At 52.1% G+C, this 16160-nt stretch carries 13 protein-coding genes; 11 read left to right on the top strand and 2 right to left on the bottom strand.

Features of this window, described 5'->3' with window-relative positions:
* Positions 1–20 precede the first annotated feature (20 nt).
* The gene (locus tag QOX26_RS03165) at positions 21–689 is read right to left on the bottom strand and encodes a gamma-glutamyl-gamma-aminobutyrate hydrolase family protein (RefSeq protein ID WP_283673440.1); all 669 of its coding nucleotides are present in this window, start codon (positions 687–689) and stop codon (positions 21–23) included.
* 115 nt (positions 690–804) lie between these two features.
* Here QOX26_RS03165 and QOX26_RS03160 point away from each other — a divergent pair, with 115 nt between their 5' ends.
* From QOX26_RS03160 to QOX26_RS03140, 5 genes are all read left to right on the top strand, one after another.
* Positions 805–2598, top strand: coding sequence for a Na/Pi cotransporter family protein (locus QOX26_RS03160; protein ID WP_283673439.1), 1794 nt, complete (start codon positions 805–807; stop codon positions 2596–2598).
* A gap of 145 nt (positions 2599–2743) precedes the next feature.
* Positions 2744–3451, top strand: coding sequence for a LytR/AlgR family response regulator transcription factor (locus QOX26_RS03155; RefSeq protein WP_283673438.1), 708 nt, complete (start codon positions 2744–2746; stop codon positions 3449–3451).
* Positions 3448–4803 carry a sensor histidine kinase gene (locus QOX26_RS03150; RefSeq protein WP_283673437.1) on the top strand — a complete coding sequence of 452 codons (1356 nt, stop codon included), beginning with the start codon at positions 3448–3450 and terminating at the stop codon, positions 4801–4803. The genes QOX26_RS03155 and QOX26_RS03150 overlap by 4 nt, the downstream gene beginning before the upstream one ends.
* A 189-nt stretch (positions 4804–4992) precedes the next feature.
* Positions 4993–5565, top strand: a complete 573-nt coding sequence (locus QOX26_RS03145) for an accessory gene regulator B family protein (RefSeq protein WP_283673436.1) — start codon at positions 4993–4995, stop codon at positions 5563–5565.
* Between the two features lie 3 nt (positions 5566–5568).
* Positions 5569–5703: a cyclic lactone autoinducer peptide gene (locus QOX26_RS03140; protein WP_283673435.1), complete on the top strand. Its 135-nt coding sequence runs from the start codon at positions 5569–5571 to the stop codon at positions 5701–5703.
* 137 nt (positions 5704–5840) lie between these two features.
* Here the strand turns inward: QOX26_RS03140 and QOX26_RS03135 are convergent, their stop codons facing one another.
* Positions 5841–8027: an extracellular solute-binding protein gene (locus QOX26_RS03135; RefSeq protein ID WP_283673434.1), complete on the bottom strand. Its 2187-nt coding sequence runs from the start codon at positions 8025–8027 to the stop codon at positions 5841–5843.
* Positions 8028–8289: 262 nt separating this feature from the next.
* Between QOX26_RS03135 and QOX26_RS03130 the strand changes: the two genes are divergently transcribed.
* The 6 genes from QOX26_RS03130 to QOX26_RS03105 all read left to right on the top strand — a co-directional run bounded on the left by QOX26_RS03130 (position 8290) and on the right by QOX26_RS03105 (position 16159).
* Positions 8290–9378 (top strand): ABC transporter substrate-binding protein, encoded by a 1089-nt coding sequence (locus QOX26_RS03130; protein WP_283673433.1) that lies wholly within the window; start codon positions 8290–8292, stop codon positions 9376–9378.
* Positions 9379–9513: 135 nt separating this feature from the next.
* A complete protein-coding gene (locus QOX26_RS03125; RefSeq protein ID WP_283673432.1) occupies positions 9514–11124 on the top strand; it encodes an ABC transporter permease in 1611 nt (536 codons plus the stop codon).
* Positions 11125–11143: 19 nt separating this feature from the next.
* Positions 11144–12220: an ABC transporter ATP-binding protein gene (locus tag QOX26_RS03120; protein ID WP_283673431.1), complete on the top strand. Its 1077-nt coding sequence runs from the start codon at positions 11144–11146 to the stop codon at positions 12218–12220.
* Between the two features lie 3 nt (positions 12221–12223).
* On the top strand, positions 12224–13213 hold the full coding sequence (locus tag QOX26_RS03115) for a ComEC/Rec2 family competence protein (protein WP_283673430.1): 990 nt from the start codon (positions 12224–12226) through the stop codon (positions 13211–13213).
* A gap of 129 nt (positions 13214–13342) precedes the next feature.
* Complete coding sequence (locus tag QOX26_RS03110) at positions 13343–14089, top strand: PfkB family carbohydrate kinase (protein ID WP_283673429.1); 747 nt, start codon at positions 13343–13345, stop codon at positions 14087–14089.
* A 405-nt stretch (positions 14090–14494) separates the two neighbouring features.
* Positions 14495–16159 carry an efflux RND transporter periplasmic adaptor subunit gene (locus QOX26_RS03105; RefSeq protein WP_283673428.1) on the top strand — a complete coding sequence of 555 codons (1665 nt, stop codon included), beginning with the start codon at positions 14495–14497 and terminating at the stop codon, positions 16157–16159.
* Position 16160: the final 1 nt, after the last annotated feature.

The raw sequence follows: 16160 nt of genomic DNA, 5'->3' as shown, positions 1-16160 counted from the left end.
AAATGTCAATCATTTCTGACCTATGCTTGCTGAACCAACCAGTCGAACAGGGTGGCGTGATTTTCGCCCGTCACATCGTCGCAAAGCGACGGAACCATGCGCTCGGGATGCCACTGTACACCCAGAATAGGCAGTGATTCGTGCCAAATCGCCTCAATCACGCCGTCGGGTGCGCGTGCGGCGAGGCGCAGGCCTTGCCCCAAACGATTGCAGGCCTGATGATGGTAGCTGTTGACCATGGGAGCAGAGCCGACAAGCGCGGTAAGACGAGCGGAACAGGCAACCGGGTGACATGCGTCCGAGTGGTCGTCAAGATGCTGAAACAGCGTGCCGCCGCACAGCACATTGATGACCTGAATGCCGCGGCATACTCCGAGAATAGGTTTGTTTCTTGCGGCAAAGGCCTCAAACAGTCCCTGCTCCTCGCCATCTCGTACCGGATCGATGGATAGATGCGCCGAGGTATCGCAGGTCTGACCATACAGCGCGGGATGCACGTCACCGCCGCCGGAGAGCAGCAGCGCATCGCATCGCTGCGCGAGGGCAGAACAATCGCCGCCCGTATCGAGCACAGCGACGCCGCCAGACTGTGCAATGCACAGCCCATATAGCTCGCTCTGTCGGCGCTGCATAGACAATTCACCCATAATTCTTCCGCTGGAAATCAAAATTAGTGGATTTTGCACCATGTTTCATCTCCTTGGTGTTTGAGTGTTGACAGGGGTTTTATCCGTAAGGTATACTTTATAATGTATGAAAAAGAGGAAAAGATAAAGTAAGATCTGTGTGAAACGGAGGAAGCGCATGAAATTTGATGTGCTGTCGCTCGTACAAATGGTAGGCGGTCTGGCGCTGTTTGTCTATGGTATGACAACCATGGGCAAGGGTCTGGAACGTGCCGCGGGCGCAAAACTGGAAAAAACTCTGGAAAAAATGACGGGAAATGTCTTTAAGGCGCTGCTGATGGGCATGGTCGTCACGATGGTAATTCAGTCGTCCTCGGCGACGACAGTCATGGTTGTCGGCTTTGTAAACGCCGGTATCATGACGCTGAGACAGTCGGTTGGCGTTATTTTGGGCGCAAACATCGGTACGACGGTCACGGCGCAGATTCTGCGTCTGGATTCGGGCGGAGCGATTGGCGATAATCTGCTGCTCAAGCTGATTAAGCCGGCAAACCTTGCGTATTTGATTGTACTTGCCGGTGTCATCATCATGATGACGGCCAAAAAGCGACGCACGCGTGACATCGCCGATATTTTTACCGGCTTTGGTATTCTGTTCATCGGTATGTCGGTGATGGAAAAGGCGGTTGCACCGCTGGCGGAGCTGCCGCAGTTCGCGCAGCTGTTTGCCATGGTGGCAAATCCGGTACTGGGCGTGCTGGTCGGTGCGCTCGTTACAGCGATTATCCAGTCGTCCTCGGCCTCGGTTGGCATTTTGCAGGCATTGTCTACCACCGGCGTTATTACCTATGCGGCGGCGGTGCCGATTATTCTCGGTCAAAACATTGGTACCTGCATCACAGCGTTTCTGTCCTCGCTCGGCGGTTCCAAAAATGCACGCCGCACAGCGATGGTTCACTTTTATTTCAATCTAATCGGTTCAATCGTGTTTTTGACCGCGGTTTACGGACTCAACAGTGTAATCGGCTTTAGCTTCTGGGAGCATGCGATTGACAAGGGCGGCATCGCAAACTTCCATACGCTGTTTAATGTGAGCTGCACGCTGCTGTTCCTGCCCTTTACCAAGCAGCTGGTGCATCTGGCTGAGTGGAGCGTGCCGTCTGGCGAGCAGCAGGAGGATCCGTTGGCCAAGCTGGAGCCTCGCTTCCTGACCACGCCCTCGCTTGCACTTGAGCAGGCACAGCGCTGCATCATTGATATGGGTGAAGCGGCTAAGCTCAACTTTGAACTGGCGATTACACCGCTGTTTGACAGCAGCAAGCCGGAGGAAGAGCGTTTTCACGAGCATGAAAGCTTCCTTGACCGGGCAGAGGTGGAAATCGGCAAATATCTGCTGAACATTCACAACATCCGTTCGGTTGATCAGCGCCGGCAATCGGCGGAAATGATGCATTCGCTATCGGACTTTGAAAAAATCGGCGACTATGCGCAGAATATCTTTGACCGGGTCGACGAGTTCCGTCAGACCGATCAAAAATTCTCTGAATCGGCCATGAAGGAGCTGCAGGTCATGTGCGAGGCTGTGAGCGAGGTACTGGAGCTGACGGTCGAGGGTTATATGACGCAGTCGGTTGGCATTGCACGTACGGTCGAGCCGATTGAGGAAGTCGTTGATACGCTCAAGGAACGGCTCAAGAGTCGCCATATCGAGCGACTCGGCGGCGGTTCCTGCACCATGCAGATCGGTATTCCGTTTCTGGATATCGTGCATGACTTGGAGAAAATCAGCGACCATTGCTCGAACATTGCGATTTATACCATCCAGTTGGGTGAGGGTGCAACTGAATTCGATACGCACGAGTATGCGAAGCAGGAGTACAAGACCACACCGCAGTTCAAGGAAAAGCTGATGTACTATCAGCAGAAATACCTGAGCAAGCTTGATTTGATTGATGTATCTGACCGCGCATAAGAAGAGCAGGATCCCACTGGGATCCTGTTTTTTTGCGCAGCCCGGGGAGAGATAGGTTGGAGTATGCTTTCCATGGAAAATAATGTTTTGTAATATAACACTAAGGCATGATAAAATAAAAACATAATGCAATGGGGGTGAAGTCATGACCGTTTACATTTGCGACGACAATGCATATTTCGCAGACAACCTTGCAACAGCGTTAAAAGAGGCCTTGCCGAGTTTGTTCGATTGCATGGAAATTCAGACGTTTACAGACGGTTCTGAACTGCTGAAGGTGGTGGAGACAGCACCGCCGGAGGTTGCATTCCTTGATATTGATATGCCGATTATCAACGGCTTTGCGCTTGCCAAAGAAATCCATGCCAGATCGCAGGATACCAGCATTGTGTTTGTGACCAGTCTCAGCGAACTGGTGTTCCAGTCCTTTCAGTATCAGCCTCTTTGGTTTCTGAGAAAAACGCACTTTGCAGAGGAATTGCCGCAGGTCATTGAACGGCTGGAGCATAAGTGCAAAGAGAAGAACCGAACGCTGCTGATCAATCTGCATGGGGAGAAACGGGCGTTTCCCGCTGCAGATATTTTGTATTTGGAAAGCGATGCGCATTACGTGCAAATACATACCGTCGACGATGTGATTCGCTTTAAGGCGCAGCTGAATAAAGTGGAGCAGGAAATAAACCATCCGAACTTTGTCAGAGTGCATGTTGGGTATCTGGTCAATTGTGCACATATGAGCCGTCTGCGTGCCAACACGGTGATATTGGATTCGGGAGAGGAACTGCCGATCAGCCGCAGCCGGATGGCGGAGACGCAACAGGCCTTCATGCGTTATATGAGGAGAAGCAGATGATGCAGCAATTGTTCGAACTAAGTGTAAATGTGTTGGAAAACGCAATTATACTGGACTTTATGAATCGCTACTTCGGTTTTAAACAGCCAAAACCCCGCCGATACTTGATATGCGGCATCGCCTTCGCGTTGCTGTTCCTGCAAATATCGGTGTTGAATGTTTATCTGCCGCTCGATAATCTGGGAACCTATATTGCGGTGGTCATTCTCTTCTTGTATGCACGCGCAAATCTGGCGGGCATAGCAACAGTGCAGGTGTTCATATCGATTCTGCTGATGACGATTATTACGCTGATTGCATACGGCACCAATTTGCTCATCAGCAGTTTGTCGGGACTTGAACCGCGCATTTTGATTTTGCAGTTTAGTTCGGTGCGCATTGCCGCGGTACTGCTGACCAAAATGATTCTGTTCTATGTCACGAGAATTTTGCTGCATTTCAATGAGCAAAACCTCCGAACCAATGACTTGATTCCGCTGACGGTCATCCCGCTGTTTTCCCTGCTTTGTGTCACGCTGATGATGAAAGCCGCCTTTCATGACCCGGATATGCAGCAGATTTTTCTGTATGCGACCCTGTGTATTTTTATTACCAACCTGCTTACATATAACCTGTTCATTCGGGTGAGTAAGGATCACAAAAACCTGATGGAGCTTGCGCTGCTTCGTCAAAAACAGGAATACACCAAGAAGGAGCTGGAAGAAGCTGGCATTCTGTATCGGGAAATGAGCGCGGTTCGCCATGACAGTAAGAACCATATTATGATTCTGTCAGGGCTGCTTAAAAATGGGGAGATTGATTCTGCACAGCAGATGCTGGGACAGCTGTTGAACACCCATGATATTTACGAACCTAACATGCCGGATACGGGCAACGATGTGCTGAACGCGGCCTTGGGAATTAAGCTTTCCATTTGCCGAGAACAGAATATCACGGTATTGCTCAATGTTCAGAACGCTCTGTCGTGGGTTGAGCCGGTGGATCTCAGTTCCTTGATTGGAAATCTGATGGACAATGCGATAGAAGCCAGTACAAAATCCGCCAATCCGTCGGTTGAGGCAGTCATTGTGCCGCAGGAGCAGTATGTAAGCATTGTTATTTCCAACAGCATTGCGCAATCGGTGTTGGGGCAGAATCCACATTTGCGTACCACAAAGCGCCATACCAATGAACACGGATTTGGCGTGCGCAATATTCGTAAAATTGTCGGGAAGTATAATGGACTGATCGACTTTTATGAGTATCAGCAGCGGTTCGTCTGTGACATCCTGCTGCCGGTGCCGGATGAAATGCTGCAGAAAAAAAGCGCTCACGCTTACGTCGTTTGTGAGAAACAGTGCACTACTGTATAAGCCTGTGCTATAGTGCGTCCGTTAATAGAACCGTCTGCGAATCCAAGTGGGTTTGCGGGCGGTTTTTTGACTCTCTTCGTCATAATCATGAAGATCTGCAAAGTGTGCACGAAAAACTGCTAAAAGTGTACAAGGTATTGATTGAAGCGGTTTCATGCGTTATCATGTAAACACGAAAGGGTTTGAGATATGATTGCTGAACTATCCAACCGAATCGTTGACCGTTTGGTCACACGAGGAAACATCTCTTGTGAGGAAAAAGAGATTTATCAGTATGGGGCAGAACTGCTTCTGTCCGATCTTGTAAATTTCAGTCTTATTGGATTGTTGGGCGCGGCTTTTGGCAGAATTGGTACAAGCATCCTGTTCCTGATTTCATTTGTGCCGATACGTCGCTTTACGGGGGGATATCATGCCTCCTCACATCTTAGATGCCGCACCGCGATGATTGCAACGTTTCTGCTCCTGCTGTTGACATCTTATCTGTTCCCGGTAGATAAACCGATACAGGTTTTTTTGATAAATGCAGCTTCCGTCATGGTGATTGCTCGTTTTGCACCCATTGAAAACCCCAATAAGCCACTGTCGGACGAGAGCATTCGTATCAATAGACAGCGTGCCATCCAATCGTCACTGTTGGTAGGCATTGTATCGTTAACTATGTATGCGCTGCATTATGCAGCCGGTATTGTTCTTTCGTTAACCTTGTCAATCATAGCTTTGCTTATGATTATAGAAGTTCAAAAAAGAGAAAGGAGATAACCTATGTTTAACTCTATCTGGGACGCTCTTGCCTCCGGCCTGTATCAGGTTGCAATGAATGCGGCAGGTATGGCCTCGTATGCCGGTATGTACCAGCCCAAAGAGCCTGAATCTCTGCGCAAGCAGTCGGCTAAGTAAGGCATCCTAAATCCTTAATTTGCACATTCCTATAAACTTCATTCCTATATCCGAAAAAAAGCCACCTCTTTCAGAGGCGGCTTTTTTTCATTGCACTTAGAACGGGTAACGGATGATGCAGCCCTACGTGCGGTGCGTCAGGTGGAGGAGAAAAACTGCTCGCAGGCGCACTGCGCACGGCTGAGTGCATCACCGACCGTGGCAGTACCTAAAATGGCGCTTTTGATTTCGAAGGAGAGGCGTTTCTCCAATTGATACTGGCTGAAATTGTGGTAAAAGGTGCTGTGGCCGCGCAGTTTGCCGATAGGGAAGCTCTGCTTGGCCGCGGACAGCCACGGATACTTTTCATAAACGCCGCGATCCTCATAAACCGAACGGCAGGGCGACAGACCGCCGAGCGTGGTAAAGGTGGAGGCAACAGGAGCTGTATACAGCCAATCGAGAAAACGCGTGGCGGCCTCGTGCTTTTGCGAGGTGCGTGTCATGCCGATGACGCCGCCGCCGATGAGCGGTTTGCCGCCGGGCACGGGCGCAAAGCCGATTTTTCCGGCGATATTTGAGCGCTTGAGGTTGAGAATATCGGACGCGTGATTCATGAATACCACGGTCATGGCAACCGATCCTTCGGCAAAGCTCTGTAAGGCGTTCTTCCACCATTGATACTGGGTTTTGTCCGAGCATTCGTAGGTCTGCGCATAGTTTTCCAGCGCGTCGCGCGCGGCAGGCGTGTTGATGGAGATGCGCCCGTCAGCATCAAGCAGGTCACCACCGCTGCCATACAGCCGCACCAGATATTCACTGGTGCTGACGGTTGCACTGCCAATTGCGGCAGTCGATCCGTATTTCAGCGGAGAAAGCGGGTTGCGGCTCTGGGTGAAAAACGCAGCGATTTCGTTATATTCGGTAAAGGTGCGCGGAACCCGCAGCTCCTTGCGCGTGGTTTCGTAATACATCCGCTTATAGATGGGATTTTCGAAGATATCCTTGCGGTAAAAAAGGATTTGCGTACTGGGGTCATAGGGCAGGCAAAGCCGCTCGCCGCACACACGGCTGTAATGTTCGCCGAAAATCGGATGAAAGCGGCGAAACAGCGCGTCCCAATCGAAGGCAAGCTGATCGAGCGGGAAATAAATGCGCGGCCCCAACTCGTCAAGCCAGGCCATGTCCATGCGGATCAGGTCGTAGCGAGAGGACTCTTCGCTTCGCTGCAGCAGCTCGTAAATATCATTGAGACTCATGACCGTCTGGCGCAGTCGGATGCCGGCCGATCGCTCCAGATAGGGGAGCAGACGGTTGAGCGCAACTGAGGCAGGAGAGGCTACGGTGAGCATTTGCAGTTCTTCCGCATTGGATACATCGCAGCGGTAGACCGCCGGAAATCCGGTGTTTTGCATGGGCAGGCTGGCGGGTAGCGGTTCGTGTTCTTCCAGATGCGCTAATAGTGTTTTGCAAATTCGATGCGCCATGCGCTTGTAATCCAGTTCATAATTTGCGTGCTTGATATCTGAAATGGCACGGTGTGGCGACAGCACGACATATTTTGGCGCAGGGGTCAAACTGGCATAGGTGTGTGCGACCTGCGCTGCCTGCATGCGCTGCCGGTCGGAACAAACAAGATAATCATAGGCTGCGTTGTCTTCAAACAGTTCAAAGGCATCAATGTCGAGTTGGTGGTCAGAGCAGCAAACGGTACGCAGAATAATCTCGTCGCGGTATAGCGTAGCGCGAAGACCGCTCAGCAGCTGCTGGATTGCGTAGCTGCTCTCTTCGCCAAGGAACAGACCCACCGAATGAGCGCCGTGCTCCTTGAGGTAACGGCCGATCTCGTCTCCGGCGAGCCGGTAGTCAAAACTGACTCCGCAGCTTCCGGGATAGGGTGCTTGCGTCTGCTGCAAAAAGAAAACCGGCGTGCCGTCCGTCTCATTCTGATAAAATAGCGCCGCATCCGAAAGACAGCTGTCAACGATGATGGCGCAGACCTGTGTGGCCAACGCTTCGCAGAGCATGGCCTTTTCAACCACATCGATGCCCTGTGTTGCATACAGATGAAGCGTGTATCCGCACACGGTAAGCTCTTGCTCAAGCACCTCGTACAGCATGGCATACTGCTCGCCAATCATGCCGGGTACCAGCAGAGCGACGGTCTGCGTGCTGCCCTTACGGAGCACCTGTGCTTTTTCGTTGATACGGTAGCCAAGCTGCTCGGCGGCCTGCCGGACAAGGCGAATTTTTTCTACACTGACATTGCCGCGGCCGTTGAGGACGTTGGACACTGTGCCGTGTGAAACACCGGCTTCCCGAGCGATATCCTTGATAGTCGGCATGGGATGTCCTCCTTTGGCTTTATAAGATGGCTCTATTCTACTACATATGAATGAAATTGACAAGTTCAAATCAATGAAAAAGCGGATTGAAACAATATGCACAAATTAGAAAATACAAAGATGTTGATTTTGTAAGAAAAGTGTAAAGAACAGTAAAAAACAACCAAAAGTAAATTGACACGTTCCAATAATGGTGATATGCTTAGGCCATCAAAGAAGGGTATTCATACGATCATCTACTTATGGAGAGGAGAAAACAATCATGAAATGCAAACGTTGGTTGAGCATGTGTCTGGCCATGACGATGTCGCTAAGCTTGCTTGCGGGCTGCGGCGGGGGCGATGCTGCGGCAGATTCCACACCACAAGCTCCGGATTCCGCATTGGATGCTGAGACGCCTAAGACGGGTGGTAAGCTAGTGGTTTATTCCGCGCTGAATGAAGACAATACCATTGATTTGGCTGAGCGCTTCAAAAAGGATACCGGCATTGAAATTGAGTATATTTCACTGGGCGGCGGCGATGCGGTCGCGCGTGTACAGGCGGAGATGGCCAACCCCAAGGCGGATATTCTGGTTGGCGGTTCGGTTGACCTGTACGGCTCACTGGCGGAGCAGGGCGCGCTCGAAGCGTATGACTCTGCCAATAATAACGATCTGGATGCACGCTTTAACGACCCCGATCATATGTGGCAGGGATGGTACATGGGCGTGCTGAGCATCATCGTCAATGATGAGCGCTTTGAAAAGGAGCTTGCGTCAAAGGGTCTCAAAAAGCCGGAAACATGGGATGATTTGCTCGATCCGGCTTACAAGGATGTGTTTGTCTGGTCGAACCCCGTGACCGCCGGCGGCGCTTATATTGCAACGGCCTGCCAGCTTTTCCGTCTGGGCGAAGATAAGGGTTGGGATTATCTCAAGGCGTTGGATAAGAACGTGCATCACTATTATAAAGGCGCAGGCGACGTCATCAGTCCGGTTGCAACCGGTGAGTTCATCGCATCCATCGCATGGGCGCACGACAGCTTTAAGGTAAAACAGCAGGGATACCCGCTCAATATCATTATTCCGAAACAGACAGCCTACGAGGTCGGTGGTGCAGCAGTGGTTAAGGGTGGCCCGAATACGGAGAATGCCAAAACCTTTATCGACTGGCTGCTGACCAAGGATGTTCAGGATTTCCATACGCAGATTTCCTACCGCTATTCGGTGCGCGGTGATGTGGCATCTCCCGAGGGTCTGCCGACGCTGGATGAGGTTGATTTGGTCGATTATGACCGCGCCAAGGCAACAGAAATGAAAACTGCGGTATTGGAGAAGTTTGAAGCCGAAATTACTTCGGCGCGCGCCTAAACGTTTCCATCTCTCCTTTGCTCTCAGCGCATAGCAAAAAGCGCCCGCCTGTCAGGGGCGGGCGCTTTTTGACTACTCGGAAAAGGAAGTGATCCTATGGCGGCCGGAGTTTCGGTCAAAGAATCCGTAAAGGAAATGAAGCGATTAAAAAATGAACCGCTGCTATTGATTGTCATTGCAGCGATTGTGATATTTGTGGGATATTTTGTGATTTACCCGGTAATTCGCGTGATTACCGTGCCGGAGTGGCAGGATTATGCACAGTTGGTGCAAAAGGCCCGTTGGGCAACAGCCATCAAAAACAGCTTGTTTATGACCGTGATATCTACTGTATCCTGCACGGCGGTTGCGTTTTTGTTTGCTTACGTAAATGCGCGGCTCGATGTGCCGTGTAAGGGTCTGTTTCGGTTTGTAACGCTTTTGCCGATTGTGTCGCCGCCGTTCATCGTCGCGCTGAGCTACATCCTGCTGTTTGGCGTGCAGGGTATCATCACCAAGGGTGTGCTCGGCATGCAGGTGGACATATACGGACGTTTCGGACTTTGGATTGTGCAAACTGTTACCTTTTTCCCGTACGCTTATTCGGTGATTTACGGTGTTATTCGCTCCATTTCCACCAATCTGGAATACGCGGCCTATAATATGGGGGCAACACGCTGGCAGGTGTTCCGGGATGTGTTTTTCCCACTCTGCCGTCCGGGCATCGCGGGCGGCGCGCTGATTGCGGCAATCAACGTGCTGACCGACTTCGGCAATCCGATGATGATTGGTGGCGACCTTGCCCTGTTGCCGACCGAAGCCTATATGCAAATTTCGGGTTGGTATGATATGAAAACCGCGTCGGTGTTGGCGGTTGCCCTGCTGGTGCCCGCGCTGATGATCTTTTTGGTCAACCGTTTCTGGGTTGGCCGTCGATCCTACGTCACAATCACCGGCAAGGAGATTTCGCTCAATCCGTTTTCTCTGCCCAAGTGGGTCAAGTGGACGTTGTTCGGCTTGACGATGTTTATCTCCCTCTTTATTCTGCTGGTTTACGGTACGCTGCTCTATGGTGCGTTCACCAAGGCTTGGGGGTATGACTGGTCGATGACGCTGAAAAATCTCCAGTACGTGTTCCACAAGGGCGGGCAGATTTGGAATTCCATTAAATTTGCCTTTCTATCCTCGCTTGGTGCGTCCTTCCTGGCGATGATTCTCGCCTATATCGTGCAGAAAAAGCAGATTGGCATCAATAAACTATTGGATTTTCTTGCCATTCTGCCGGGCGCGATTCCGGGCATCTTCCTTGGTATCGGCTTTGTTATGGCGTTTAACGAAAAGCCGGTCGAGCTGACCGGCACGGCTGCAATTATGGTGCTCGCGCTGCTGTTCTGGAATATTCCGACCTGTTACAGCGCAGCGACTGCGGGTCTGCAGCAAATCGGAAACTCGGTGGAGGATGCGGCGCTGAATCTTGGTGCGAACAGCTTCCGGTCCTTTAAGGACATCATCTTGCCGTTGCTGAAAGCACCGTTTTTGTCGGGCTTTGTGCTGTCCTTCCTGCGTTCGGTCACCTGCTTGTCAGTGGTTATTTTCCTTTATGCGCCGCGCACCACAGTCGGTACCATTTCGATCATGGTGTTGGTGCAGAATGGACAGTGGGGCGAAGCGGCGGCCTTCACCATTGTTCTGATTACGATTGCGTTTGCCGTGCTGCGTGCAGCACAGTATATTCTGGGCAAGCAGGGCATCAAGCTTGAGCTGTAAGCGGGAGGATGAAATCACTATGGGATACTTTATTGAATTTAGGAATATCGTCAAACGGTTCGACGATTTTGTAGCGCTCGACCATGTTTCGTTGAACATTCCAAAGGGCGCGTTTGTCACGCTGCTCGGCCCTTCCGGCTGCGGAAAAACCACGCTGATGCGGCAGCTTGCCGGTTTTTCCGAACCGGAGGAGGGCGATGTACTGATTGAGGGCAAGCGGATGAACGGCTTACCGCCGTTTAAACGCAACACGCCGTTGGTGTTTCAGGAATATGCACTGTTTCCGCACATGACGGTGTATGAGAATATCTCCTACGGCTTGCGGCTGAAAAAGGTGCCGAAGGATGTCGTTGACAGAAAGGTCAATGACATGCTGGAGATGTTCAACCTGCAAGGCTTGGAAACGCGCTTTCCCAAGCAAATGTCGGGCGGGCAGCAGCAACGTGTTGCCTTTGCCCGCGCGCTCATCATGGGGCAGGAGATTCTGCTGCTTGACGAACCGCTGTCCAATTTGGATGCGAAACTGCGTGTTGAAGTGCGCAGCGAGCTGAGGCAAATTCAGCAGAAGCTTGGCATTACGACGATTTATGTCACCCACGATCAGGATGAGGCACTGTCGATGTCTGATATCATTGCGGTGATGCGGCGCGGAAAAATCGAGCAGATTGGTTCGCCGTGGGATATTTACTTCCATCCGGTGAACAAGTTTGTCGCAGACTTTGTCGGCACAGTGAACTTCCTGCCGGCAACGATGGTTGCGGCGGAAGAGGGGGGCTCGCTCGTCTCGTATGCTGGGCAGACGCTGCATGTTCCCGTCGTACTCGATGTGCCTGCGGGCGGCTGCATCTCACTTGTGGTTAGGCCGGAGTGCATGCATATAGCACGAGAGGGCGAAATAAGTGAGCATCATGCGCGGTTGGATGGTGTAATCGATCATTATAACTTCCTTGGCCGCGTCATTCGCTATTGGGTGCGCGTAGGGGAGCATAGCTTTATTATTGATGATTCTAACCCCGACTTGACCGGCGCACGAACCGGTGCGGTGCAGCTCATATTGGATACCGCAAAACTCCATGCTTTGAAAGATGAGGACTAAAGAATGCTGACGATTGATTTTATCAATGTCGGCTATGGCGATGCGATCCTGATACAAAAAACAACGGGCGGCCAACGGGAATTTGTGATGCTGGTGGACTGCGGTGATTTAAACACCGGCAAGGCCTATCCGGGTTCTCAGCGGGTGACTGCCGCACAGTTCCTGCGGGATCAGGGGATTAATCATCTCAATCTGCTGGTGCTGACGCATTTGCATCTGGATCACAGCGGCGGACTCCGACATTTACTGCCGGGTATCTCAATAGACGAGTTTTGGACCAATTATCTGCCGCCGCAAGAGGTGTGGAACCGTACGCTTGCGGTGCCGGATGACCTTTCGTCCGGCGCAAGATGTCTATTTCATTCGATGAATACATATCTGCCCGCGCTGCGTGAAATGCATCGTCAGGGTACGAGAATGTCCCGGATTAGCGGGACCACACGGCAGATTATGCTGTGTGAAAATCTGCAGCTGGACGTTTTTGGTGAAGAGCCGGAGCTGTATGACCGACAGGCACAGATTTGGGAAAATCAGTTTTCGGGCGCTGCGGATGGCGGGAGACTTGATGAACTGGATCAGTTTATCAATAATACGAGCATACGAATGCGGCTGACCTATCGGGGCAGCGCAGTGGAATTGCCGGGAGATGTATACGCAAGCTGCTGGGAAATGCAGGACATTGCACCCTGCACGGTAGTCAAACTGCCGCATCACGGACACTGGGATTCCTATACCGAGCGACTGAGCGAAATGCTGCGGCCGCAGTATGTGGTGGTTTCGGTATCCAACATGCGAGTGGATGATTGCCCGAGCGGGTTGGCCGTTGAACTGGCGAGGCGTGCGAATGCACAGCTGTTGTTTACCGATGCGGTGGTGCGTCCAGGAATTGTGCCCGCATACCACCAAGCGGTTCGGTGCATGATTGATGACCAGGGCAACTGTACCGTAAACAGCTATCATGCGGGAGGAGACACAACACATGAAGCGGTATGACAGTTTTTTGATTGGACACATCACAAACGACGAGTCGCGTGATCACCTTGACCACTGCGAACGTTTTTACGGCGGCCAGAGCTGTTTAGCGCATATGCGGCGTGGGCCGTTGGCGCAAAGGTCGGTCTGTTGACCAAAACAGCGCGCACCGATGCACCGATTTTGGATTTGATGCCATTTTCACGGCAGGATATTTACTGGAAGCCAAGCGAAAGCAGCACCTCGATGCTCAACTGGTATCACACAGCAGATCGGGAACGGCGCGATTTAATAGTATCTTCGGTTGCCGAATCGTTTCGGGCGGACGAGATACCCGATGATATCCAAAGTGAAATCTATCATCTGGCAGGTCTAATCCGCGGAGATTATGAGGATGGCATGATAGAAACCTTGTCGCGGCGCGGCAAAGTGGCGGTTGACATGCAGGGCTTTCTGCGTTGTCTGGACGCGAAGCGCAAGGGCCTGTATTTTGCCGACTATGAGGAGAAGTGCCGGGTTTTTCCGTATATCCATTTTTTAAAAACAGACGCGGCCGAGGCAGAAATCCTAACCGGATGCGCTGACCGTGCAGAGGCTGCGTGGCAGATGCATGCGTGGGGTGCAAAGGAAGTCATGGTTACGCATAACAGCGAGGTGCTGGTTTGTGCCGGGGGCGCAGTGTATACCTGTCCCATGCGGCCGCGCAGTTTAGAGGGGCGAACGGGACGGGGCGATACCGCTTTCGGTGTTTATCTGGTTGAACGGCTGCACCGCGGCGTGCAACAGGCGCTGAACTTTGCAACGGCTGCGGTCAGTTTGAAACTGGAAACAGCAGGGCCACTGAAAAATACAAGGGGAGAGATTTTGCATTTTCAACGGGAAGTGATGGGTATGTGAGCCGATTCAGACGCGCGGAGATCTTGCGGAATGATGTATTAAAAGCACTGAAACAAAGGTTTCAGTGCTTTTTTCTGTGGAAAGTCAGGGATATAGCGTTTCATAGCTTGAGGACTTGCTGTTTTATACTGTTATAGAAAACCTGTAAGCGACTGCGGCTAGAGCAATCACAGAAGGGCATATCGACGATGCAGATAAGTCGCAAATCAATATTTAGAGCGTTATGCTACCGTTTTACCAGACAGGATATGCCTGTTTTTTATGTCTTAAGAAATATGAAGCTGAAGCGACTGCTTTCTGAATCTTCCTTAATTGCGCCTCAAATGGGTGGAAAACCTGTAAAATACCCGATATAATCCCAGATATGAAGATAATACAAGAAAGAGACAGAAGGGGAGCACCTCTATGAAGCTGAGACAAAATAACAAGCTGTTTGACCGAGCACTCGCGTTGCCGGATGCAAAGACAAAACTGCGGCGGTTCGCACCGCGTATCATTGCCGGTGTGTTGGTACTGTGCATCACAGGCGGTGCGGCAGTACATCTACTGCGTAAACCTGCGGCGGGTGCATCGGACCTCACTCCGTCGGCACCGGTTGAGCGGCGTGACATCATCCGTGAGCTGACCGGCGTGGGCACGCTTGCGCCGATCAATCAATACAATGTGACACCGCTCGTCAGCGGAAATGTGCTTGAAAGCTCATTTGAAGAGGGCGACAAGGTCAAGAAGGGACAGATGCTGTACCGCATTGACCCTGCCGAGGCACAGAAGGGCATTGAGGACGCCAAAATCGCCCTCAGCCAGAGTCAGATGAGCTACCGTCAGCAGACCGACGGCCTGAGCAGCCTGATTGTCAAGGCGCTGCGCGGCGGCATGGTGACTGCGCTGCATGTCGGAGTGGGCGATCGGATTGAAGCGGGCGCTAAAGTAGCTTCGATGCGCGACAGTGCGACCATGCTGCTGACCGTGCCCTTTAACGCCGCGGATGCGGATCGGTTTTCGGTCGGTCAAATGGCGCAGGTCACGGTCGCGGGCAGCTTTGAAACCGTTTCGGGTAAGATTAAGTCGATTGATGCGGCTGTCACGGTCGGAAACGGCTTTCAGATGGTCAAAAACGTCACCATCTCGGTGATTAATCCGGGTGCGCTTTCTCCGTCGGCCTCGGCGAGCGCGGTTATTGGCGGCGTTGCGTCGAGCGGCAGCGCGGCGTTCCGTTACAACGACGAAAGCGAGATTACCGCACAGGTCAGCGGCACGGTGGTATCCATTTCCGCCAAGCAAGGCGGGCTGCTGAAAGCGGGAGAAACTATTCTCACCCTGTCAAGCGAATCGCTGAACAGCCAGAGCCAGTCGGCGGCGCTCGCTGTCCGTTCTGCGGAGCTGACGCTTGAAAATGCAAATAAAACTCTGCAGAATTACAATATTGTCTCACCGATTGAGGGCACAGTCGTCACCAAGAACATCAAGGCGGGTGATACACTGGGACAGCAGGGTACGCAGAGCAGCAATTCGAATGCCATGGCGGTGATTTATGACCTGTCCTCACTGGTGTTTAATCTGCCGCTCAATGAACTGGATATCAACGTGGTCAAGGTCGGACAGAAGGTGCAGGTCAAGGTGGATGCGCTGGATGGGCGCACCTTTGCGGGCGTCATCATCCGCCGCAGCGTTGCGGGCAACACCGATAAAGGCACGACCAGCTATCCGGTGACCGTACGTGTTGACAACCCGCCTGAGGAGCTGCTGCCCGGCATGAATGTCAGCGCCCGCATCGAGGTTGCACGGGCGGATCAGGTGCTTGCAGTCCCAGTGACCGCCGTGCAATACGGCGACGTGGTATACGTCAAGGACGGCCCCGGCTACAAGCCCGATGCAGACGCTCAGCCCGACCCGGCACAGCCAGCAGGCTATCACGCGGTCAAGGTGACCGCAGGCGTGACGGATGGTACATACATTGAAATTAAGGACGGTCTTTCCGAAGGCGACGAGGTATATGCGCCGGCAGCCGAGCCGAGCGTGCCTGCGGACGGAGGATTCTCCGACATGGGCGGCGAAAACTTCATGGTTTAAG

The sequence above is a fragment of the Butyricicoccus sp. Marseille-Q5471 genome, from assembly GCF_951230135.1.
GTDB lineage: Bacteria > Bacillota > Clostridia > Oscillospirales > Butyricicoccaceae > Agathobaculum.
The sequence above is the reverse complement of the archived record's forward strand: the minus strand, read 5'-3'. Positions and strand labels throughout refer to the sequence as shown.

Coding starts and splice junctions, on each gene's coding strand:
- QOX26_RS03165 (WP_283673440.1), bottom strand. CDS start 689: ATGGTGCAAAATCCACTAATTTTGATTTCCAGCGGAAGAATTATGGGT.
- QOX26_RS03130 (WP_283673433.1), top strand. CDS start 8,290: ATGAAATGCAAACGTTGGTTGAGCATGTGTCTGGCCATGACGATGTCG.
- QOX26_RS03135 (WP_283673434.1), bottom strand. CDS start 8,027: ATGCCGACTATCAAGGATATCGCTCGGGAAGCCGGTGTTTCACACGGC.
- QOX26_RS03140 (WP_283673435.1), top strand. CDS start 5,569: ATGTTTAACTCTATCTGGGACGCTCTTGCCTCCGGCCTGTATCAGGTT.
- QOX26_RS03145 (WP_283673436.1), top strand. CDS start 4,993: ATGATTGCTGAACTATCCAACCGAATCGTTGACCGTTTGGTCACACGA.
- QOX26_RS03160 (WP_283673439.1), top strand. CDS start 805: ATGAAATTTGATGTGCTGTCGCTCGTACAAATGGTAGGCGGTCTGGCG.
- QOX26_RS03155 (WP_283673438.1), top strand. CDS start 2,744: ATGACCGTTTACATTTGCGACGACAATGCATATTTCGCAGACAACCTT.
- QOX26_RS03105 (WP_283673428.1), top strand. CDS start 14,495: ATGAAGCTGAGACAAAATAACAAGCTGTTTGACCGAGCACTCGCGTTG.
- QOX26_RS03120 (WP_283673431.1), top strand. CDS start 11,144: ATGGGATACTTTATTGAATTTAGGAATATCGTCAAACGGTTCGACGAT.
- QOX26_RS03125 (WP_283673432.1), top strand. CDS start 9,514: ATGAAGCGATTAAAAAATGAACCGCTGCTATTGATTGTCATTGCAGCG.
- QOX26_RS03150 (WP_283673437.1), top strand. CDS start 3,448: ATGATGCAGCAATTGTTCGAACTAAGTGTAAATGTGTTGGAAAACGCA.
- QOX26_RS03115 (WP_283673430.1), top strand. CDS start 12,224: ATGCTGACGATTGATTTTATCAATGTCGGCTATGGCGATGCGATCCTG.